General features: G+C 63.2%; 19 protein-coding genes and 1 riboswitch. Of the genes, 9 read left to right on the top strand and 10 right to left on the bottom strand.

The window, feature by feature from the left end; all coding sequences use genetic code 11:
* The first annotated feature begins 185 nt into the window (after positions 1-185).
* Together ompA and I6L38_RS03350 are read left to right on the top strand one after the other, a co-directional pair.
* Positions 186-1,187, top strand: coding sequence for a porin OmpA (gene ompA / locus I6L38_RS03355; protein ID WP_005298595.1), 1,002 nt, complete (start codon positions 186-188; stop codon positions 1,185-1,187).
* Positions 1,188-1,404: 217 nt separating this feature from the next.
* A complete protein-coding gene (locus I6L38_RS03350; RefSeq protein ID WP_025202054.1) occupies positions 1,405-2,457 on the top strand; it encodes an OmpA family protein in 1,053 nt (350 codons plus the stop codon).
* A gap of 129 nt (positions 2,458-2,586) precedes the next feature.
* On the opposite strand, the gene I6L38_RS03345 is transcribed toward I6L38_RS03350, so the two are convergent.
* Together I6L38_RS03345 and I6L38_RS03340 are read right to left on the bottom strand one after the other, a co-directional pair.
* On the bottom strand, positions 2,587-4,281 hold the full coding sequence (locus tag I6L38_RS03345; protein ID WP_017765762.1) for an NAD-dependent malic enzyme: 1,695 nt from the start codon (positions 4,279-4,281) through the stop codon (positions 2,587-2,589).
* 68 nt (positions 4,282-4,349) lie between these two features.
* The gene (locus tag I6L38_RS03340; RefSeq protein ID WP_216989137.1) at positions 4,350-5,207 is read right to left on the bottom strand and encodes an AraC family transcriptional regulator; all 858 of its coding nucleotides are present in this window, start codon (positions 5,205-5,207) and stop codon (positions 4,350-4,352) included.
* Between the two features lie 120 nt (positions 5,208-5,327).
* Here I6L38_RS03340 and I6L38_RS03335 point away from each other — a divergent pair, with 120 nt between their 5' ends.
* Together I6L38_RS03335 and I6L38_RS03330 are read left to right on the top strand one after the other, a co-directional pair.
* A complete protein-coding gene (locus I6L38_RS03335) occupies positions 5,328-6,707 on the top strand; it encodes an MATE family efflux transporter (protein ID WP_017780609.1) in 1,380 nt (459 codons plus the stop codon).
* Positions 6,708-6,846: 139 nt separating this feature from the next.
* Entirely contained in the window at positions 6,847-7,095 is a 249-nt protein-coding gene (locus I6L38_RS03330; RefSeq protein WP_005298586.1) for a YciN family protein, read from the top strand.
* Positions 7,096-7,129: 34 nt separating this feature from the next.
* Here I6L38_RS03330 and I6L38_RS03325 read toward each other — a convergent pair whose 3' ends face one another.
* Entirely contained in the window at positions 7,130-8,269 is a 1,140-nt protein-coding gene (locus I6L38_RS03325) for a diguanylate cyclase (RefSeq protein WP_017783493.1), read from the bottom strand.
* 246 nt (positions 8,270-8,515) lie between these two features.
* On the opposite strand from I6L38_RS03325, the gene I6L38_RS03320 reads away from it, so the two are divergent.
* A complete protein-coding gene (locus tag I6L38_RS03320) occupies positions 8,516-9,913 on the top strand; it encodes a nucleobase:cation symporter-2 family protein (RefSeq protein WP_025202058.1) in 1,398 nt (465 codons plus the stop codon).
* 99 nt (positions 9,914-10,012) lie between these two features.
* Entirely contained in the window at positions 10,013-10,714 is a 702-nt protein-coding gene (locus tag I6L38_RS03315; protein WP_216989136.1) for a protein ligase, read from the top strand.
* A gap of 108 nt (positions 10,715-10,822) precedes the next feature.
* Here the strand turns inward: I6L38_RS03315 and I6L38_RS03310 are convergent, their stop codons facing one another.
* A complete protein-coding gene (locus tag I6L38_RS03310) occupies positions 10,823-12,199 on the bottom strand; it encodes a sodium:alanine symporter family protein (protein WP_216989135.1) in 1,377 nt (458 codons plus the stop codon).
* A gap of 249 nt (positions 12,200-12,448) precedes the next feature.
* Positions 12,449-12,559: riboswitch (glycine riboswitch) on the bottom strand.
* Between the two features lie 508 nt (positions 12,560-13,067).
* Here I6L38_RS03310 and I6L38_RS03305 point away from each other — a divergent pair.
* Positions 13,068-14,219, top strand: a complete 1,152-nt coding sequence (locus I6L38_RS03305; protein ID WP_005298572.1) for a type III PLP-dependent enzyme — start codon at positions 13,068-13,070, stop codon at positions 14,217-14,219.
* A 68-nt stretch (positions 14,220-14,287) separates the two neighbouring features.
* Here the strand turns inward: I6L38_RS03305 and I6L38_RS03300 are convergent, their stop codons facing one another.
* Positions 14,288-15,256, bottom strand: coding sequence for a calcium/sodium antiporter (locus I6L38_RS03300; RefSeq protein ID WP_005298570.1), 969 nt, complete (start codon positions 15,254-15,256; stop codon positions 14,288-14,290).
* Positions 15,257-15,380: 124 nt separating this feature from the next.
* On the bottom strand, positions 15,381-15,854 hold the full coding sequence (locus I6L38_RS03295) for a peroxiredoxin (protein ID WP_017785979.1): 474 nt from the start codon (positions 15,852-15,854) through the stop codon (positions 15,381-15,383).
* Between the two features lie 126 nt (positions 15,855-15,980).
* Between I6L38_RS03295 and I6L38_RS03290 the strand changes: the two genes are divergently transcribed.
* Positions 15,981-16,907, top strand: a complete 927-nt coding sequence (locus I6L38_RS03290) for a phenylacetate--CoA ligase family protein (RefSeq protein ID WP_005298566.1) — start codon at positions 15,981-15,983, stop codon at positions 16,905-16,907.
* A 63-nt stretch (positions 16,908-16,970) separates the two neighbouring features.
* On the opposite strand, the gene yfcD is transcribed toward I6L38_RS03290, so the two are convergent.
* Positions 16,971-17,474: an NUDIX hydrolase YfcD gene (yfcD, locus tag I6L38_RS03285; protein WP_017765756.1), complete on the bottom strand. Its 504-nt coding sequence runs from the start codon at positions 17,472-17,474 to the stop codon at positions 16,971-16,973.
* A 171-nt stretch (positions 17,475-17,645) separates the two neighbouring features.
* Between yfcD and I6L38_RS03280 the strand changes: the two genes are divergently transcribed.
* Complete coding sequence (locus tag I6L38_RS03280) at positions 17,646-17,861, top strand: DUF1107 domain-containing protein (RefSeq protein WP_005298562.1); 216 nt, start codon at positions 17,646-17,648, stop codon at positions 17,859-17,861.
* Positions 17,862-17,965: 104 nt separating this feature from the next.
* Here the strand turns inward: I6L38_RS03280 and I6L38_RS03275 are convergent, their stop codons facing one another.
* From I6L38_RS03275 to I6L38_RS03265, 3 genes are read right to left on the bottom strand one after another with little or no spacing between them, the layout of a single operon-like run.
* Entirely contained in the window at positions 17,966-18,709 is a 744-nt protein-coding gene (locus tag I6L38_RS03275) for an amino acid ABC transporter ATP-binding protein (RefSeq protein WP_005298561.1), read from the bottom strand.
* A 13-nt stretch (positions 18,710-18,722) separates the two neighbouring features.
* Positions 18,723-19,817, bottom strand: coding sequence for an amino acid ABC transporter permease (locus I6L38_RS03270; RefSeq protein WP_005298559.1), 1,095 nt, complete (start codon positions 19,815-19,817; stop codon positions 18,723-18,725).
* Between the two features lie 9 nt (positions 19,818-19,826).
* Positions 19,827-21,014, bottom strand: coding sequence for an amino acid ABC transporter permease (locus I6L38_RS03265; protein ID WP_230599205.1), 1,188 nt, complete (start codon positions 21,012-21,014; stop codon positions 19,827-19,829).
* Between the last annotated feature and the right edge of the window lie 12 nt (positions 21,015-21,026).

Raw genomic sequence — 21,026 nt, 5'->3', positions numbered from 1 at the left:
TGCATTCGGCCCGGTTAGTTGTCCATGAAGCCAAGGCTTCGTGAGTATCCAGGAACCATCTCTTTTTTCATTCAGACCAACCGTGGTTCACCATGGAGGTCGCAGTGAGACTGTCATCTGCGGCCGGTATAACTGAAAGAGTGCGCAGTACGCCCTAGCACGGCAAACTCAACGAGGATAAAACGATGAAAATGAAAATGGCACCCACCCTGATTGCTCTGGCCATCGCAGCCATGGGCACCACCACAGCTCAAGCCTCCAACGACTGGTACACAGGTATGGGCGCAGGTTGGGCTTATGGTCACGATCTGGACGACTTCGGCAAAGACGCAGACAAGGACGCCACCGCGCTCTCCCTGTTCGGCGGCTACAACTTCAACGAGAACTTCGGCGCCGAGCTGGGTTACCTCTATGCCGGCAAAGGCGGCGTTGACGGCGTTGACTTCAAGACCCAGGGCGCGACCCTGTCCGGTCTGGCCCGTCTGCCGCTCGGCGACATCTTCTCCGTGTTTGCAGAAGGCGGTGCCTACTTCAACCACGTCAACGGCAACGGCAGCAGCGACAACGGCACAGCCCCGCTGGCCGGTCTGGGCGTGACCGCCAAGCTCTCCGACCTGCTCGATCTGCAAGCCCGCTACCGCTACATGTGGAACCTGGGTGACGAGCAGAAGACCTGGGAAACCGACATGAGCGTGGCCACCCTGGAGCTGGTGATGCACCCGAACCGCACCACCTATGTGGCCCCTGTGCCCGCCCCGGCACCCGAGCCCGTTCCTGAGCCGGTGATGGTCGACAAGAACTTCTCTCTGAGCTCGGACGTGCTGTTTGCCTTCGGCAAATCCACTCTGAAGCCGGAAGGTGTGGCCGCCCTGAACACCCTGTATCAGCAGATCGTCGACGTACAACCCAAAGATGGCAGCGCCGTGGTCGTCGGTTACACCGACCGCATCGGCTCCGAAGCCTACAACCTGAAGCTGTCCGAAGCCCGTGCCCGCACCGTGGCCGACTTCCTGGTCGGCAAGGGTCTGCCGGCTGGCAAGGTCTCCATCGAGGGTCAAGGCAAGGCCAACCCGGTCACCGGTACCCAGTGCAACGGCATCAAGGCCAAGGCTCAGCTGATCTCCTGCCTGGCGCCGGATCGTCGCGTTGAAGTGCGCGTCACCGGTGTACAGCAAGTTCAACAGTAAGTCGTCAGCCCGCTGACCATGAAGGAGGCCATCAGGCCTCCTTTTTATTCCCCTCGCCAGGCCCGCCATCCTAGTCCGCTTTTGTGCGCATTTCTGTGCACATTTCCTGCCAACCTGCCCCGTCAGCTGGTTAAACGCTCTGCATCACCTATAAATAGTGGTGGTTGTACTCAACAGGGCTTGCGCCCTACTACACCAGCATCGACGAGGATACGCGATGAACATAAAAGTAAAACCGGTTTGGATTGCATTGGCATTGGCGGCCACGGGTGCCCAGGCGGCGCCGGACAACGACTGGTACGCCGGGGTGGGTGGCGGCTGGGCCATCGCTCACGATCTGGGTGACTTTGGCAAGGATGCGAGCAAGGACGCCACCGCGCTCTCCCTGTTCGGCGGCTACAACTTCACCGAGAACCTGGGGGGTGAGCTGGGTTACCTGTCGACCGGCAACTGGGATGTGCAGGGCAATGACTTCAGCAGCCAGGGCGCCACCCTGTCGGTGATTGGGCGGCTGCCGCTGGGGGATATCTTCTCGGTGTTCGCCGAGGGGGGCGGTTACCTCTACCACGTCAAGTCCGTCAACGGCGGTGACAACAACCTGGCTCCGCTGGCCGGTCTCGGCCTCACCGCCAAGCTGCACGACTGGGTCGACATCCAGGCCCGCTACCGCTATCTGGTCCGGGTCGGCGACGATCCTGACAACGACAAGGTGGGCAGCGGTACCCAGCGCTGGGTCAGCGACATCAGCACCGCCACCCTGGAGCTGGTGATCCACCCCAACCGCAGCAAACCGGTAGAGCCGGCCCCAGCGCCCATGGTCGTTCCCCCGCCACCGCCCGCCCCCGAGCCGGTAGACCAGACCTTCAACCTGAGCTCGGACGTGCTGTTTGCGTTCGGCAAGGCGGATCTCAAGCCGGAGGGGATGCAGGCACTCGACTCGCTCTACCAGCAGATCGTCGACGTCCAGCCCAAGGATGGCAGCGCCGTGGTGATGGGCTACACCGACCGCATAGGCACGGATGCCAACAACCAGAGGCTGTCGGAGGCCCGCGCCAGCACGGTCGCCAACTTCCTGATCGGCAAGGGGCTGCCCGCCGACAAGGTGAGCATCCAGGGCAATGGCGAGAGCAATCCGGTCACCGGCAGCCAGTGTGATGCCATCAAGGCCAAAGCTGCCCTCATCGACTGCCTGGCCCCGGATCGCCGGGTGGAAGTGCGGGTCACCGGTACCCAGGGAAGCGCCGCGCCGGAGATGCCAGCAGAGCAGTGAACCCGGCCGAGCAGAGGGCCGGACGTGTGACCAGGTGCAGATGACAGCGCGCCGGCCAGCAAGCCCGCCACGCCATGCACAAAAAAGGGATGCCGAGGCATCCCTTTTGCTTTGCTCCTTTGCGCAGGATCAGAAGGAGGTACGGCGATAGCGGCGGTACTCTGGGCGCCAGAAGTTCGCCTCGATGGCCTGATCGATCACCTCGTCCGGGGTCTGCACCGCCTTGCCCTGCAGCATGGCGGTCTTGGCCACCATCTTGGCGATGTAGCGGGAAACCTCATGAATGTCCGCCAGATCCGGCAGCAAGGAGCCCTCTTCCCCTTTCACCAGCGGTGAACACTCCGCCAGCGCGCGGCTGGCCGACATCAGCATGGCGTCGGTCACCCGGGTGGCGCCGGCGGCGATCACGCCAAGGCCAATCCCCGGGAAGATGAAGGAGTTGTTGCACTGGGCGATGACGTAGCGCTTGCCCTTGTACTCCACCGGTGCAAACGGGCTGCCGGTGGCCACCAGCGCCTGACCGTCAGTCCAGCGGATGAGGTCGGCCGGGGTGGCTTCCACCCGGGAGGTAGGGTTGGAGAGCGGGAAGATGATGGGGCGGGCACAGTGCTTGTGCATGGTCTTGACCACCTCTTCGGTGAACAGCCCCGGCTGGCCGGAGACCCCGATCAGGATGTCAGGGCGACCGTGCTCCATCACCTCCAGCAGGGAGATGTTGTCCCCCACCGGCCAGTCGGCGATGCGCTCCACCGGCTGGGAGAGACGGCGCTGGAAGTCGAGCTGGTTGGGGATCTTGTCGGTGATGAGGCCGAATCTGTCCACCATGAAGACCCGGCTGCGCGCCTGGGCATCGGTCAGCCCCTCGGCTTTCATCTGCGCCACTATCTGCTCGGCAATGCCGCAACCGGCGCTGCCCGCGCCGAGGAAGGCGACCCGCTTCTCGGAGAGCTTGGCGCCGGAGGCCTTGCAGGCGGCGATGAGGCTGCCGAGGGTCACGGCGGCGGTGCCCTGAATGTCATCGTTGAAGCAGCAGAGCTCGTTCTTGTAGCGATTGAGCAGCGGCATGGCGTTGTTCTGGGCGAAGTCCTCGAACTGCAGCAGGATGTCGGGCCAGCGGCGCTTGACCGCCTGAATGAAGGCGTCGACGAACTCGGCATACTCTTCACCCGAGATGCGCGGATTGCGCCAGCCCATGTAGAAGGGGTCATTCAGCAACTGCTGGTTGTTGGTGCCCACGTCCAGCACCACTGGCAGGCAATAAGCTGGCGAGATGCCGCCACAGGCGGTGTAGAGCGACAGCTTGCCGATGGGAATGCCCATGCCGCCGATGCCCTGATCGCCGAGGCCCAGGATCCGCTCACCGTCGGTGACCACGATCACCTTGACGTTCTGCTTGGTGGCGTTCTGCAGCATGTCATCGATCCTGTCCTTGTCCGGATAGGAGATGAACAGGCCGCGGGCGCGGCGATAGATGTTGGAGAACTCCTCGCACGCCTTGCCGACGGTCGGGGTGTAGATGACCGGCAGCATCTCGGTCAGGTGGTTGGTCAGCAGCCGGTAGAAGAGCGTCTCGTTGGTGTCCTGGATGTTGCGCAGGTAGATGTGCTTGTCCATGTCGTTGCCAAACGCCATGAACTGACGGTAGGCCCGCTCGGCCTGCTCTTCGATGGTCTCGATATTCTGGGGCAGCAGGCCTTCGAGGTTGAAGTTGCTGCGCTCTTCGCTGGTGAAGGCGCTGCCCTTGTTGAGCAGCGGGGTCTCCAGCAGGGCCGGACCGGCATAGGGAATGTAGAGGGGACGTTTCTGGTTATTATCTTCAAACATGGATCGGGTACCTAAACGATGGCCTGGACGAAGGAGTCCGCCGATCCTATGGGCTTGCGCCGTTAATTTCAAAGAGTTTGCACATCCGTTGCAAAAGGTTTGCGACCCAGGCGACGAAAGGCGCCAGGGGTCAGACCAGTGAGACGGCGAAAGCGGTTGGCAAAGTTGGCGCCGTCGCTGTAACCGACCCGGCCGGCCAGCTCGCCCAGCGGCCAGTTGGTATAGAGCAGCAGCTGGCGCGCCTTGTGCATACGAAGCTCGGTGAGCCAGGCCATGGGGCTCATGCCGAACACCTGCCGGCAGAGCCGGTGCAGGTGGGGCACCGAGCAGGCCATCTGGTCGGCCAGCAAGGCCACGCTCCAGGGCTCGTCGAGGCGTGCCTCCACCCGTCGAAACAACGCCTGCAACCGGAGCTCGGGGGTGCCTCGCACCTCCCCCTGCAGGGTGCGTTCCAAGAGCGCCAGCAGCAGGCTCAGCAGCTGGGGCTGCAGCGGTGAACGTACACCCTCCCCTTGCATCAGGCTGAGCAGATGGTAGAGCGGCTCCCCCTCCTCCCCCTGCCAGATGCGGTGACCGAGCCGGTGCAGGTGTTGCCAGCGCGGCACGTCATCCAGCAGGATCCAGCTGGTGCGCCACTGCGCCCCCACCAACTTGAGGCCGCCCGGTACTGCCGCTGGCAAGAAGATGAGCGAACCGGCCGGGATGGGCTGCTCGCCGTCATCGGTGAGCAGAGCCCCCCCCTCGTCGTGGCTCACCATCAGGATGTGAAACTCAGGCCGGTTGCGGCGGATCAGATAGTGATCGCGGATGCGCGAGAGCCCGGTCAGGAAGATGCCCGCCTCACCGAGCAGTGGCAGCCCTTCGCGCCCCAGCATCCGCTCCTCGCAGGACGGGGCGATTTCCAGACACTCGCTGACAAACGGCATAGCACCTCAACAGGATAGTTTTGCACAAGAAAGCCGAGAGAGGCTCACAGTGAAGCCACCCGCTACTCCCCCTATCATACCCATGACAAACCTTGCTTTTTATCTACCCGGTTAACATAAATGAATTATTGGCAAGCGATTTTAAAACAAACCACCGATCGCGAGTTCATGACCCGATTGTGGCGGCTGGCCCTGCCGGTCTCGCTGCAATCCATGATGTTCTCCCTGCTCGGTCTCATCGACATCATGATGGTGAGCCAGCTTGGCACCACGGCTGTGGCGGCGGTCGGCTTGGGTAACCGGGTCTTCTTCTTCAATCTGCTGGTGATAGCGGGACTCTCGGGCGGGGTCTCGGTGTTGGCGGCACAATATTACGGTCGCGGCGAGATGGCCGGGGTGCGCCGCTCGCTGGCGCTGGCGCTGGTGGGGGCCCTGGCGGTGAGCCTGCCGTTTGCCCTCGTCTACCTGCTCTCACCTGGCAGCGTGCTCGGCTTTGCCAGCCAGGAGCCCGCGCTGCGCGAACTGGCGGACGAGTTTTTGATGATCACCGGCGCCACCATCCTCTGCACCGCCGTGGTGGTGCCGCTGGAGTCGGCGCTGCGCTCGGTCGGCAATGCCGCCGCCCCGACGCGCATCGGCATCATCGCCATCATTGCCAACGTCATCCTCAACTACGCCCTCATCTTCGGTCATTTCGGCTTCGAGGCGATGGGGGTGGCCGGCTCGGCCTGGGGCACCACGATTTCGCGGCTGCTGCAGACTGCGCTGCTGCTGTGCTATGTGTGGCGCATCGAACCCCGCCTGATCCCGCGTAAGCAAGACTGGCTGGCCGCCTTCAAGCGCAAGGAGGTGGTGCGCTTCACCCTGATCGCCCTGCCACTCTTGTTCCATGACGGGCTCTGGGCCTTCGGCATGCTGCTCTACGGCTTTCTTTACGCCCACCTTGGCACCGACTCGCTGGCCATCATGACCACCCTCGGCACCCTCGAGAGCATCCTCATCTCCCTCTTCTTCGGGCTGGCGGTGGCCTGCTCCACCCTGCTCGGCCACCGGCTCGGGGCGGAAGAGTACGAGGTTGCCTGGCAACACTCCCAGCTCTTCCTGCTGCTCGCCCCCATCGGTGCCTTGCTGGTGGGGATCGCGGTCTGGCTACTGCAGACCCACCTACTGCAATGGGTCGGCAACCTGCCGGGCGAGCTGATGACGGAGGCCGGTCAGGTGCTCGCCATCCTGTGTCTGGGCATGCTGCTCAAGGTGTTCAACATGGTGGGTATCGTCGGGGTATTGCGCTCGGGCGGGGATGTGAACTACAGCATCTTCATCGACATTGTCGGCATGTGGTGCATCGGCCTGCCGCTCGCCTGGGGAGCGGTCAACCTGCTCGGCTGGCCCCTCTCCTGGGTGGTAGCGGTGATCCTGCTGGAGGAGCTCAGCAAGATGCTGCTGGTGCAGCGCCGCATCCGTCAGCGCCGCTGGCTGCGCAATCTGGTGCTGGGATAAGGGAAGAGAGCAAAGCGGGAAAATGCGGGGTCATATCAATGACAGAAAATCCCGCTTTGCAGTATGCTGGCCCCCTCTTCAATCAGAGGCAGGGCCGACCCTTATGCCCCCTGCCCAGTAGTCGTTTAAGGAGACGAGCATGCAACCACAAAAAGAGCTGATCACCGAGACTGCCCTGCTGGAGATGGCCAACAAGATCATCAAGGAACACGAAGACTTCATCCACGGCATGCGCGCCGACTCGGTGGAGCAGAAGGGGGAGATCCTGGTGTTCAAGGGGGAGTTCTTCCTGGCCGAAGATGGCACCCCGACCGGCAAGACCATGGCGGTGTTCAACATGTTCAAGCTGCTGGCCCAGCAGCTCTCCGGCAAGTACCAGCTGGGCTGAGCCCGCCCAACCCCGCTCAAGCAAGATGCCGCCCTCAGGCGGCATCTGTCTGTATGGCGGCAGGCTGTGCCGGCTTGCCGCCCAGCTCCCCCACCACGCAGTTGCGCCCGGCCATCTTGGCCATGTAGAGACACTCGTCGGCCCGGTTGAGCAGATCCTCCACCCCCTCGCCACGCAGGGCCAGAGTCAGGCCTATGCTCACCGTCACCTCCAGCAGCTCATCGGAGGTGGGGCTTTTCACCAGCCGCGCCTCCACCGCCACCCGCAGCCGCTCGGCCACCCGTTTGGCCTGGGCCAGCTCGGCGCAGTTGGGCAGCAGGATGGCAAACTCCTCGCCGCCGTAGCGGCCCAGTACCATGCCGGGCTCCAGCTGCTCCGCCAGGGTCGCCGCCACCTCCTTGAGCACCGCATCCCCCGCCAGATGGCCGAAGGTGTCGTTGATGCGCTTGAAGCGATCCAGATCCAGCAACAGCACCGCAAACGGCACCTGCTTGCGCACCATGTTCATCCTCGCCTTCTCCAGCTGCTTCATCAGCAGGCGGCGGTTCATCATGCCGGTCAGCTCGTCGGTGGTGGACTCCCGGTAGAGCTGCAGCAGCATGTTGAGCTGGCCGCACTGCACCCAGCTGCTGGCCAGGGCGAACAGCCCCAGCAGCCAAATCTGGTTGAGGGTCTGCACGCTCCAGAGCGGCTGCCCCACCAGCAGCCAGTTGCCGGCCAGCATGGTGACCAGAATGCCCCCCGCCAGCTGCAGGCCGAGGGAGAGCGGAATGGGGAAGATGGCGAACAGGCTGATGAGCAGGTAGGGGAAGGCCATGTAGCCCGCCTGCAGCTCCTGATCAGCGCCGAAGCTGTGCAGGCAGATGAGGGAGAAGAGCATCATCACCGCCATCAGGTAGCCGAGCGCCAGCTTCATGCGTTCGCGTCTGAAGTGGATGAGGTAGGAGAAGGGGATGAGGGGGGAGAGGGCGAGCAGGCAGAAGATTCGGGCCTGAAACAGTTCATCGAACTGGGCGGCGGGCAAGGTCAGCCAGTCCACCACCGCCCAGGCGGGCAGGCCCACCATCAACAGACAGGTGAGCAGCCGAAGACGCACCGTCATAAAGCCCATGCGGGTCAGGGTAAAATCTTCGGAGTGGGCACGGGCACTCCAGAACTCCGACAGCTTCAGCATCCAGAGCCTCCAAATCGCAACAGAGGCCTCATTCTACGCCGTGCGGCGGCAAAATCCTATGCAACCCGGGCCATTTACGGGCGAGCGCCGTCACACAAACCGGCGGATCATAATCGCCGCGCGCAAACGTTTCAACCCATCGAAAAATAAACCCGTTTCCAGCCGAATTAGCGCTGGTCAGCCCGTTCTCAATCACTAAAATAGCGCCCAATTTTCTCCCCCCTCCCCCACACATTCGAGGTATTTATGGAACAGGCTGCCGCCGTACGCGCAACCCGAGAGGCCCATCCACCCAGACGAGCCCACAGCGAACTGGTCTACGGCATAGAGGATGTCCCGCCCCTGCCCCAGACCCTGTTCGCCGCCCTGCAGCATATGCTCGCCATGTTTGTCGCCATCATCACTCCTCCTCTCATCATCGCCAACGCCCTCGGCCTCCCTGCCGCCGACACCCGTTATATCGTCTCCATGTCGCTGGTCATGTCCGGCATCGCCTCCTTCATCCAGACCCGCCGCTTCGGCCCCCTCGGTTCCGGCCTGCTCTCGGTGCAGGGCACCAGCTTCAACTTCCTCGGCCCCATCATCGCCTCCGGCCTCGCCCTCAAACAGGCGGCCATGCCCACCGAGGATCTGCTGGGCACCCTGTTCGGCACCATGCTGGCGGCCGCCCTCACCATCGTGGTGATGAGCCGCTTCCTGCACCTGGTCAAACGGATCATCACCCCGCTGGTGACCGGCATCGTGGTGCTGCTCATCGGCCTGACCCTCATCAAGGTGGGCCTCATCAGCATGGGGGGCGGCTACGGCGCCCTGGCGGACGGCAGCTTCGCCAGCCACACCAACCTCTTCCTCTCCCTGCTGGTGCTCGGCCTCATCGTGCTGCTGCAGCGCAGCCGCAACCCCTGGCTGCGCCTCTCCGCCATCATGATCGCCATGCTGGTGGGCTATGCGGTGGCGCTGCTGCTGGGCAAGGTCAACGCCCCCACCTTCGACGGCCCGCTGCTGATGGTGCCTGTTCCGCTCCACTACGGGCTCGGCTTTGACTGGCAGCTGTTCGTGCCGCTCGCCATCATCTTCGTGGTGACGGCGCTCGAGGCCATCGGCGACATGACCGCCACCTCCGACATCTCCGGCGAGCCGCTGGAAGGGCCCGTCTACATGGAACGGATCAAGGGCGGCGTGCTGGCCGATGGCGCCAACTCCATGCTGGCGGCAGTATTCTCCACCTTCCCCATGTCCACCTTCGCCCAGAACAATGGCGTCATCCAGCTGACCGGGGTGGCCAGCCGCCACGTCGGTCTCTTCATCGCCGCCATGCTGGCCCTGCTCGGCCTGTTCCCGGCGGTGGCGAGTCTGGTGCAGCAGATCCCCGAACCCGTGCTGGGCGGCGCCACCATCGTCATGTTCGGCACCATCGCCGCCGCCGGGGTGCGCATCATCTCCCGCGAGGAGCTGGACCGCCGCGCCCTGATGATCCTGGCGGTATCGCTGGCGATGGGCCTCGGGGTGGCCCAGGTGCCGGAAGTGCTGCAGCACCTGCCGGATCTGGCCAAGAGCGTGCTCTCCTACGGCGTCGCCACCGGCGGCCTCACCGCCATCATCATGAATCTGCTGCTGCCCAAGCGCGCCGCCGCACAGGCCTGACACTCCGCCATCCTTGCACCAAAGCCCCGCTATGCGGGGCTTTACCTTGCCAGCCGCCACGGGTAGTGTGCTGGGCAGCCTCTGCTCAGGATGCCTTTCATGCCCTATACCCTGCTTCCCTCCCTGCCCAGCAACCACACCCCGGATCAGATCCTGACCGAGGAGCAGCGCTGGCTGCGGGAGTGCGCCCATGACCACCTGCCCCGCGCTCACCTCTGGCAGGCCCCCCAATGCCTCATCGTCACCCGCAAGGACACCCGCCTGCCCCGCTACCAGGCCGCCTGCGAGCAGCTCGCCGCCGAGGGCTGGCCCGTGCATGTGCGCGACAGCGGCGGCACCGCCGTGCCCCACGGCGCCGGCATCCTCAATCTGTCGCTCATGCTGCCTCGCACCACCACGGATCTCGCTCACTACTACCGGCTGCTGGGGGCACCGCTGCTCGCCCTGCTGGGGGAGTACGGTCTCGAGGGCAGCTATGACTTCGTGCCCGGCTCGTTTTGCGACGGCCAGTACAATCTGGTGATCGGGGGGCGCAAGGTGACCGGCACCGCCCAGCGCTGGCTGGCGCCGGGTCAGGATCACCACGGAGCCGTACTGGCTCAGGCCATGCTGCTGGTGGCAGGCGATGTGGACGAAGGCACCCGGATGGCGAGCCGCTTCTACGAGCTGGCGGGTGGCGAGCTGCGCTTTCTGCCGGGTACCTCCACCACCATCGCGCAAGCCATCGATTGGCAAGGGCGCGAGGGCGAGCTGGTAGAGAGGGTGAAAGCCCGGCTCACCGCGCTGCTGAGCAAGGATTGATCACAAGCCCTGCAGCCGGGTACAGCAGCCTGCTCCCCTCATAAAAGCGCCCATAAAAAAAGCCACGACCCGGGTCGTGGCTTTTCGTTTGAATGCAGTGTCGTGGCATCAGGCCGTCTGCGGCTCGGGCTCGGACTCCGTATCGCTGTCCCGGCTGAAGTAGGCGCGGGTCTCGGCAATCACCACGTGGCGCAGGCCGATAAGGCCGATGAGGTTGGGCACCGCCATCAGGCCGTTGACGATGTCGGCCAAGAGCCAAATCATGTCCAGATGCAGGAAGGCGCCGCACGCCACCAGCACCAGGTAGACCAGGCGGTAGGGCTTGATCGCCTTCACCCCGAACAGGTACTCGGTGCAGCGCTCGCCGTAGTAGTTCCAGCCAAGGATGGTGGTGAAGGCAAAAAACAGCAGGCCGATGCTCACCAGATACTGGCCGACATGGGCATCCAGCCCCTGGGCAAAGGCCAGACTGGTCATGGCCGCGCCGCTCGCATCGCCGCTCCACACCCCGGTCACCACCAGGGTCAGGCCGGTCATGGTGCAGATGATGATGGTGTCGATGAAGGTGCCGGTCATGGAGACCAGCCCCTGCTCCACGCAGGAATCGGTCTTGGCCGCCGCCGCCGCGATGGGGGCAGAACCCAGTCCCGACTCGTTGGAGAAGACGCCCCGCGCCACCCCGGACTGGATCGCCAGCATGATGCTGGCGCCGACGAAGCCACCGGTGGCCGCATGGCCGGTGAAGGCGCTCTGCAGCACCAGCGCCACTGCATCCGGCAGGGCGGCGGTGTTGCTCACCAGCACGCCGAGGCAGGCGACGATATAAAAGATGGCCATGAAGGGCACCACCTTGCTCGACACGCTGGAGATGGACTTGATCCCCCCCAGGGTCACCAGTGCCACGATCAGGGTCAGCAGCACGGCGGTCACTTCCCGGGGCACCGAGAAGGAGAGGCTCATGGCGTCACTGATGGCATTGACCTGGGGGAAGGTGCCGATACCGAAGAAGGCGACGCCGATGCCGAACAGGGCGAACAGCTTGGCCAGCACCTTTGAGCCGAGCCCCTTCTCCAGATAGTACATGGGGCCGCCCGCCATCTGGCCGTTGGCATCCTGCTGGCGATATTTCACAGCCAGCAGGCACTCGGCGTACTTGGTGGCCATGCCGAACAGGGCGGCCATCCACATCCAGAACAGGGCGCCCGGGCCGCCCAGCTTGATGGCGGTGGCGACCCCGACGATGTTGCCGGTGCCTATGGTGGCGGAGAGGGCGGTACAGAGCGCGCCGAAGCTGGAGACATCCCCCTGCTTGCCCTGACCCTGATCGCGGCCAAAGACCAGTCGCAGGGCGAGCGGCAAACGCACGACCTGAAGCAGACCCAGACGCAGAGTGAGGTAGACGCCGGTCCCGACCAGCAGGATCAGCAGGGGTGGCCCCCAGATAAAGCTATCGATGGCGGCGAGCGCCGATTGAATTGATGACATGCATCCTCCTTAAGAAACAGAAATTAAGGAGGAGAAGGATGATCTTCCCATAGGTGTCGCGATCCCCAGAGGCGATCGGATGCGGGCAAAAAACGTGTTCACACTCTTGCTGTGAGGCTGTGATCAAGGCTCATGCGCTGCTCGAAAGCCTCATGTATTTACATACACTCCGGTTCCTGCGCTGCTCTTTACCTTGCTGACGACCTCTCGTTACAGACCGTGAACAGTTTCAAGCTCAGGTACAACCATCCCATCCCCTCTGTCCTTTTGCCTGAGAGTTTCCGGCTCCAGATTGCGATGCAATCACGGTGCCTTGCTCCTTCGGCGCCCGATTCAACGGGTCTCTCCAGAGTATCGTCCAGTAGCAGTCCACACCGGTTGCCCGGTACCTGAAAGATTCACTTCTTCGGTGGATGGTTGCCCATCGCTCTCCTGCTACCTTCATCCGAACTAGTTTGGATTAGGAAGCGGGCATGGTAATCCAAAAAGTGTGAGCTGTCTCCCACTCGCGCCCACTCGTCGCCGATTTTTTTCGATCCCGGCCAGGCTGAGGCCGAATGTTATTTGTTCGTTAACTATCAATACGTTAGACAAGGTTGCCTGCACAGCCTGCCGCTCGCTGGTCGAAACATGGGCCATATCAAGATGGTCTTTCGTCTCGACCAGAAAAACTTGCCGACATATCCAATCAAAATGGTTGCACACAAACGCAATAAGCCGATAATCCCGCGCATAACTAAGCACTTCGCAAGGAAGTTATGCAATGTGCCTGGTTGGTCCCACCGGACCGCTCGCCTGAGCCGGCCGTCGCCGGTTCAATCGCATATGGCTTGGGCATATCACGCCCCCTAAGGATGACCAAAAGAGAATGAACGAGACCCTGGTTGCACAAGATTACCGTCAGCTGGTTGAACAATTCGGCTCCCCCCTGCTGCTGCTCGACAAGGCAGCCGTCCGCAAACAGTATCGGGCCCTGGCCGCCGCCCTGCCCGATGTACGATTGCACTATGCACTCAAACCCCTGCCCCACGAGGCAGTGGTCTCTGTCTTGAAGGAAGAGGGGGCCTGTTTCGATCTGGCCACCAATGGCGAAGTAGATCTGGTGCGCAGTCAGGGTGTCCGCCCGGGGCGCTGCATTCATACCCATCCCATCAAGCGCGACAGCGATATCCGCTATGCGCTGGAGTACGGCTGCACCGTATTCGTCTACGACAACCCACTGGAGCTGGAGAAGTTCCTGCCCTACAAGGACGAGGTGAAACTGCTGCTGCGGGTCAGCTTCCCCAATCCCGAGACCAAGGTCGATCTCTCCAAGAAGTTCGGTTGCACTCCGGAGCAGGCGCTGCCGCTGCTGCAGCTGGCCCATGCCAAGGGGATCAAGGTGATGGGGCTGTCGTTCCACGTCGGCTCCCAGGTGCCCCATGCCCGTCGACACGTGCAGGCCATCGACGCCTGCCGCGAGATCATGGAGCAGGCCTGGGAGCTCGGCCTCAAGCCCTGGGTGCTGGACATCGGCGGCGGCTTCCCGGTGGATTATGAGGGCGGCGAGTTCGACATCGACGGCTTCTGCGCGCCGATCCGCGAGGCGCTGGCCAAGCTGCCGGCCACGGTACAGAAGATTGCCGAGCCGGGCCGCTTCATCAGCGCGCCGGCCATGACCTCGGTATCCAGCGTGATGGGCAAGGCCCATCGCGGCGACAAGATCTGGTACTACCTGGATGACGGTCTCTACGGCAGCTACAACGGCCAGCTCTATGACCACGTCACCTACCCGGTGAGCACCCCGCTGGCCCGCGGCGAGCTGCACAACTCTGTGCTCTCAGGCCCGACCTGCGACAGCGTGGACGTGATCCGCGACGGCATCATGCTGCCTGATCTGGCCATCGGCGAGCTGGTGGTGGGCCGGGTGATGGGGGCCTACACCTGGGCATCGGCCTCCACCTTCAACTTCTTCCCCAAGGCGAACATCCTCATTCTGGACAGCAGCCAGAAAGGGCAGAAGATGGTTGCCGTGGCCTGACAGGCCTGCGCCAAAAACAGAAGGGGGAAGCCGATGCTTCCCCCTTCTTGCTATGGTCTGGCGAATCGTCAGATAAACTGGCTGGTCAGCAGCCAGCCGGTGTAGGCGACGAAGCAGGCGAGCAGCACGCCCCCCTCCAGCCGGTTGATGCGCCCCTGTCCCTTGCGGCCCAGGCACATCACCAGCAGCAACAGGGTCAACCCCATCATCAGGCTCCAGTCGCGGGAGAGCACTTCAGGTGCCACGTCCAGCGGGTGAATGCCGGCCGCGATCCCGACCACCGCCAGGGTGTTGAACAGGTTGGAGCCGAGCACGTTGCCAAGAGCCAGATCATGCTCGTTCTTGCGAATGGCGATAAGCGAAGAGGCCAGCTCCGGCAGCGAGGTGCCGATGGCGACGATGGTGAGACCAATCACCAGATCGCTGATGCCAAAGCCCTGGGCTATGGTCACCGCCCCCCACACCAGCAGGCGGGAAGCACCGATGAGCAGCACCAGCCCGACCACCAGCCAGAACAGGGCCAGCTTGAGGGACATGCCCTCGCTGTCGATGCTCTCCTCGGTCTCCGCATCCAGCGCATCCCCCTTGCCGCGCATGCCGGCCCAGATGGACCAGCCCATCAGCGCCAGGAACACCACGCCGAGGATGGCGGCGTCCGTGCGATCCAGGCGACCATCCAGCAACAGGGCGCCGGAGAGCAGGGTGATGCCGAGCAGGATGGGGATCTCCTTGCGCACCACCTGGGAGGCTACGGCGATGGGGCTGATCAGGGCCGTCAAGCCGAGAATAAGGGCGATATTGGTGATGTTGGAGCCATAGGCATTGCCGAGCGCGAGCCCGGGATTGCCCTGGGAAGCCGCCAGCGCGGAGACCACCATTTCAGGGGCCGAGGTACCAAAACCGATGATCACCATGCCGATGAGCAGCGGCGGCATACCGGCATAACGGGCGGTGGCGGCGGCACCGTCCACGAACTTGTCGGCACTCCAGACCAGCAACGCCAGTCCGGCAATCAGGGCAACAAAAGCCAGGGTCATATTTTTCTATCTCATCCACGGCAAACACGAGAGCCAGGCAACTTGCCTGGCTCCATCCAAACGCGGCAACAGTGTAGCGGGCCGCCTTGCTATTTCAAGATGAAATCAAACGGCGATTAATCTTTCACAGCGCCGCCAGCAGACTCTCGGCATCCGACACCTCGAACTTGCCAGGCGCCTCCACGAACAGCCGCTCCACCACGCCGTCATTGGCGATGAGGGCAAAGCGCTGGGCGCGCACGCCGCCAAAGGCGCCGGTCTCCTTGGCCAGCCCCAGGGCCCGGGTCCAGCTGCCGTCACCGTCCGCCAACATGGTGATGGCAGCGGCGTTCTGGGCATCCTGCCACGCCTTCATCACGAAGGCGTCGTTGACCGACAGGCAGCAGATGGCATCCACCCCTTTGGCCTTGAATCGATCGGCCAGCACCACGTATCCCGGCAGATGGGCGTTGGAACAGGTGGGGGTAAAGGCGCCGGGCACCGCAAACAGCACCACCCGCTTGCCGGCAAACAGGCTGTGGGTATCCCGCTGCTGTTTCCCCTCTGGGGTGATGAAGGTGAATTCGCCCGCAGGCAGGGTCTGACCCGTCGCAATCATTGTGCTCATCCTTAAGTGGAGGGAAGGAGCCCCAGTCTACCCCACTACCGAGCTGTGACACAGGCCCCCCTTTACCGGGATCATTTGAACTAACCTTGAGCAGGATCAGCCGACCAAGGAGGCTTCATGCAGCACTATTACGATGGACTGGAAATTCGCCCCTCCCCCCTGCGCGAGCAGCAGCAGCTGGATCAGCTCAACCACCTGCTTGCCCATGTCGGCCAGTATTGTACCGGTTACTCCAGCGCCTACCGCCAGCGCCGCCTGCAGGATCTGGGGGAGTTGGCCAGCCTGCCCCTGCTCAATGCCGGCGAGCTGTTCGCCGCCCAGCAGGCCCACCCGCCCTTTGCCGGCCTCACCGGCCGCCCCGCCAGCCAGGCGCTGCGGGTGTTTGCCTGCCCCGGCCAGCTGGCCATTCCCGAATATGCCGGGGCCGACTGGTGGGGGGCGGCGCGGGCCCTGTTCGCCGCCGGTTTCAAGGCCGGGGAGGTGCTGCTCAACGGCCACGACTACCACATCAGCCCCACCGCCTTCATCTTCGACAACGGTGCCCGCCAGCTGGGGAGCCCGGTGGTGCCCTGCGGCCCCCACGATACCCGCCGCCAGCTGGAGGCGTTGCAGCGCTTTGAGCCGACCGGCTTCGTCGGACCGCTGGCGGTGCTGCTGGACCTGCTGGAGGCGGCAGAGCGGGCCGAGGTACCGAGCGACAGCCTGCGCTGCGCCCTGCTGTGCGAATCGTCCCACCCCGACACCCGGCCGCTGCAGGCGGTGCACGGCATCCGCGCGCTCAACTGCCTGCTGCTGCAGGATGCGGGGGTGATCGCCTACGAGAGCCAGCCCGGCCAGGGGTTCATCGTCAACGAGAACTGTCTGGTCGAAATCATCGATCTGGCCAGCGGTGAGCCGGTCATCGGCGACACCGTCGGCCAGCTGGTGGTGACCCGGCTCGATCTGGAGTACCCGCTGCTGCGCCTGGTGACCGAGTGGCAGGGCCACTGGCTCGCCGGTGCCAGCCCCTGCGGGCGCACCAACCGGCGGCTCAGGCTGGTATGAGGTTCCATCCATCCAGAAACAGAACGGGCAGCCACTGGCTGCCCGTTCTGCATGCAACGCTGCTCAGCGCCGCGCCTGCCAGGTGGCGATGGCGAGCAAAGAGTCGGGGGTGAATTCAGCAGCCCGCGCGGCTATCTCCGCCTGGCTCATCCAGTACACCTCGCTCACCTCTTCGGCTTGCAGCCGCAGCGGCCCCTGATAGTGGCAGCTGTAGAGGCCACCCCAGACCCGGTAGCCCTCCCCTTCGGCATAGAAGGTGCCAAAGCCCTGCAGCGGCACCCCTTCGATGCCCAGCTCCTCGGCCAGTTCGCGGCGGGCGGAGGGTTCCATCTGTTCGCCCGTGGTGACCACACCGCCGGCGCAGGCGTCCAGCATGCCAGGGCAGAAATCCTTGCAGAGGGTACGCCGCTGCACCAGGATCCGGTCAGCCTCGTCGAGCACCAGGATATAGCTGGCGCGGTGGCAGAGGTTCTCTCGCCGCACCTTGGCCCGCTCGGCCACGCCGATCACCCGGTTCTCTCCATCCACCACATCCACCCACTCCACACGCAGACCCTTCTGATTCATCCAAGTGACCGCAGTATATCGGGGTAACGGCTTGTCATGGCAGCTTTTTTCAATTGCGTCCCGGCCAGCCGCCGACGGCAAACCGGATTCATACAAACCTCCATAAATTGTCACATCCGTGTCACCTGGCGAGGCCATAGTGTGCCCTGTCCACGCAACAGGTGTTTTGTGATGAAGGTGTTCAAGAACTTGTCTCCCCGCCAGATTGCCCGCTACATCAAGAGCTTCCATCACGGCAGCTTCATGGTGGAGACCCACGGGCGGTTCGAGTTCAGCGGCGGCGAGATCAATCTGGAGAGCCTGACCTGCCGTCAGACCCTGAGTCTGGCCCGGCAGATCAATCTGGAGGTTCGCGGCCTGCGCCACACCACCCTGCTGTTGGGGTAACTTCCATAGTCCTTTCTGTTTTGTAGTCTGCGTCCATGCTTTTACTACTTGCCCGCCGCTCACCAGAGTGCGGGCTTTTTTATGGACGACATCCTCCATGAGGCTCAATGTTGCAGGATCTGGGAGAGGAACAGCTTGGTCCGATCCGACTGAGGGTTGTCGAAAAACTGATCCGGCACGTTCTCCTCGATGATCTGTCCCCGGTCCATGAAGATCACCCGGTCCGCCACCTGCTTGGCAAACCCCATCTCGTGGGTGACGCAGAGCATGGTCATCCCCTCGTGGGCCAGCTCCACCATGACGTCCAGCACCTCGCGCACCATCTCGGGATCCAGCGCCGAGGTGGGTTCGTCAAACAGCATCACCTGGGGGTTCATGCACAGACTGCGGGCGATGGCGACCCGTTGCTGCTGGCCGCCGGAGAGCTGACCCGGATACTTCAGGGCCTGCTCCGGGATCCGCACCCGACGCAGGAAGTTCATGGCGATCTCTTCGGCCTCCCTGCGCGGCAGCTGCTTGACCCAGATGGGGGCCAGGCAGCAGTTCTCCAACACGGTCAGGTGGGGGAAGAGGTTGAAGTGCTGGAACACCATGCCCACCTCCCGGCGCACCGCCTCGATGTTCTTGAGATCCGAGGTCAGGGCCGTGCCCTTGACCAGGATGTCCCCGCTCTGGTGCTCTTCCAGCCGGTTGATGCAGCGGATCATGGTGGACTTGCCTGAGCCAGATGGCCCGCAGATGACGATCTTCTCCCCTCTGCCCACCTGCAGGTTGATGTTGCGCAGCACGTGAAACTCACCGTACCACTTGTTGACTGCTTTCAGTTCGACGACAGCGTCCGTTTTCATCTCGAAACTACTCCTAATGCTTGTGGCCCGTGTTGAGTTTGCGCTCCAGATAGATGGAGTAGCGGGACATGCCAAAACAGAACATCCAGAAGATCATGGCGATAAAGACATACGCCTCGGTGGAATAACCCAGCCAGGCCGGATCCGCCAGCGCCACCTTGGAGATGGCCAGCAGATCGAACAGCCCGATGATCAGCACCAGGCTGGTGTCCTTGAACAGGGAGATAAAGGTGTTCACCAGCGAGGGGATGGTGATCTTGAGGGCCTGCGGCATGATGATGAGCCCCATCACCTTCCAGTAGGAGAGCCCCAGGGCCTCCCCCGCCTCGTATTGCCCCTTGGGGATCGCCTGCAGCCCGCCTCTCACCACCTCGGCCACATAGGCCGCCTGGAACAGTATGATGCCGATGAGCGCCCGCAGCAGCTTGTCGAGCTCCACTTCGGTACTCATGAACAGCGGCAGCATGACTGACGCCATGAAGAGCACTGTGATGAGCGGCACCGCCCGCCAGAACTCGATGTAGACGGTGCAGAGGCTGGCGATGACCGGCATGTGGGAGCGACGCCCCAGCGCCAGCAGGATGCCGAACGGCAGCGCAACCACTATGCCCACCACCGCCAGCACCAGGGTCAGCATCAGCCCACCCCAGCGGTTCGTCTCCACCACCTCCAGCCCAGCCCCGCCATGGATGAGGAAGAAGGCGATGACAGGGAATACCAGCAGGGTGAACAGCGCCAGCAACCCCTTGCGCGGGGTCTTGGGCCAGATGAGCAGGGCCAGCAACACCGCCAGGCCGGCGAAGGTCAGGTTGATGCGCCAGTACTGATCGGCCGGGTAGAAGCCATAGAGGTACTGCCCCAGCCGGCTCTCGATGAAGATCCAGCAGGCGCCGCCCTGGCCGCAGGCCTCGCGGCTGCTCCCCTGCCAGGTGGCGGAGAACAGCGCCCAGTCCAGGGCAGACCAGATCAGCGGCAGCAGCAGATAAGCCAGCACCAGGGTCAGCAGGCCGTTCCACCAGTTGGGAAACAGATTCTGCCTGAGCCAGGCGACCAGGCCCCGGCGATGGCTGGGAGGCGGCAGAGCCTCCTGCAATTCGTTCACAAACATGACTACTCCCTAGCGCTCAACCAGCGTCATTCTGCGGTTGTAGATGTTCATCAGCAGCGAGGTGGTGATACTGATGACGAGATAGACCCCCATGGTCATGGCGATGACCTCGATGGCCTGCCCGGTCTGGTTGAGAGTCGTCCCCATGAACACTGACACCAGATCCGGATAGCCGATGGCCGTGGCCAGCGAGGAGTTCTTGGTGAGGTTCAGATACTGGCTGGTCAAGGGAGGGATGATGACCCGCATCGCCTGGGGAATGATCACCAGCCGCAGCGTCTTGGCGGGTGAGAGCCCGAGGGCGGAGGCGGCCTCCGTCTGCCCCTTGCTGATGGCCAGAATGCCGGAGCGCACTATCTCCGCGATGAAGGCCGCCGTGTAGATGGTCAGCGCCAGCAAGAGGGCTGCGAGCTCGGGCAAGACCGTCAGCCCGCCCCGGAAGTTGAACCCCTGCAGGGCCGGCACGCTCCAGCTGAGCGGGCTGCCCGCCAGCAAGAAGGCAGCGGCCGGGAGCAGAATGACCAGGGCGGCCACGCTGCGCCAAAACGGGAATATCCTGCCGGTCAGGGCCTGGCGACGCCGGGCCCAGCGGCTCAGCCCCCAGCTCAACACCACGGCGATCAGCAGGGCTCCGAGCACGTAACTGAATCCCTCTTCGAACACGGGCTTGGGCAGATAGAAGCCCCGCACGTTGAGGAAGGCGAGCCCCCCCAGATCCACGCTCTGGCGCGGAGATGGCAGGGTGCGCAGCACCGAGAAGTACCAGAAGAAGATCTGCAGCAGCAGCGGGATATTGCGAAACGTCTCTATGTAGACGGTCGCTATCTTGGCCACCAGCCAGTTGCGTGACAGGCGCGCCACCCCGAGCATGAAACCGAGCAGGGTGGCAAACAGGATACCGAGTACGGAGACCAGCAGGGTATTGAGCAGCCCCACCAGAAAGGTACGGCCGAAGGTATAGGTCTCGTCATAGGGGATCAGGCTCTGCAGGATGCCGAAGCCCGCCGTGTTGCCCAGAAAATCGAAGCCTGTGGTGATGCCACGGGTGGCCAGATTGGTCAGGGCATTGTGGATGATGTAGAACAGGAAGCCGACCACGACCGCGATGGCCAGGCACTGGAAGATCAATGCCCGCACCTTGGCGTCATACCACCAGCGGCCCTGTTCCTTCCTATGGTTTGATGCGTGTAACGCCATGAGGATGACTCC

Source organism: Aeromonas sp. FDAARGOS 1408 (assembly GCF_019048665.1).
In the GTDB taxonomy this organism is placed as follows: domain Bacteria; phylum Pseudomonadota; class Gammaproteobacteria; order Enterobacterales; family Aeromonadaceae; genus Aeromonas; species Aeromonas dhakensis.
This window is presented reverse-complemented; position numbering and strand designations above follow the sequence as displayed.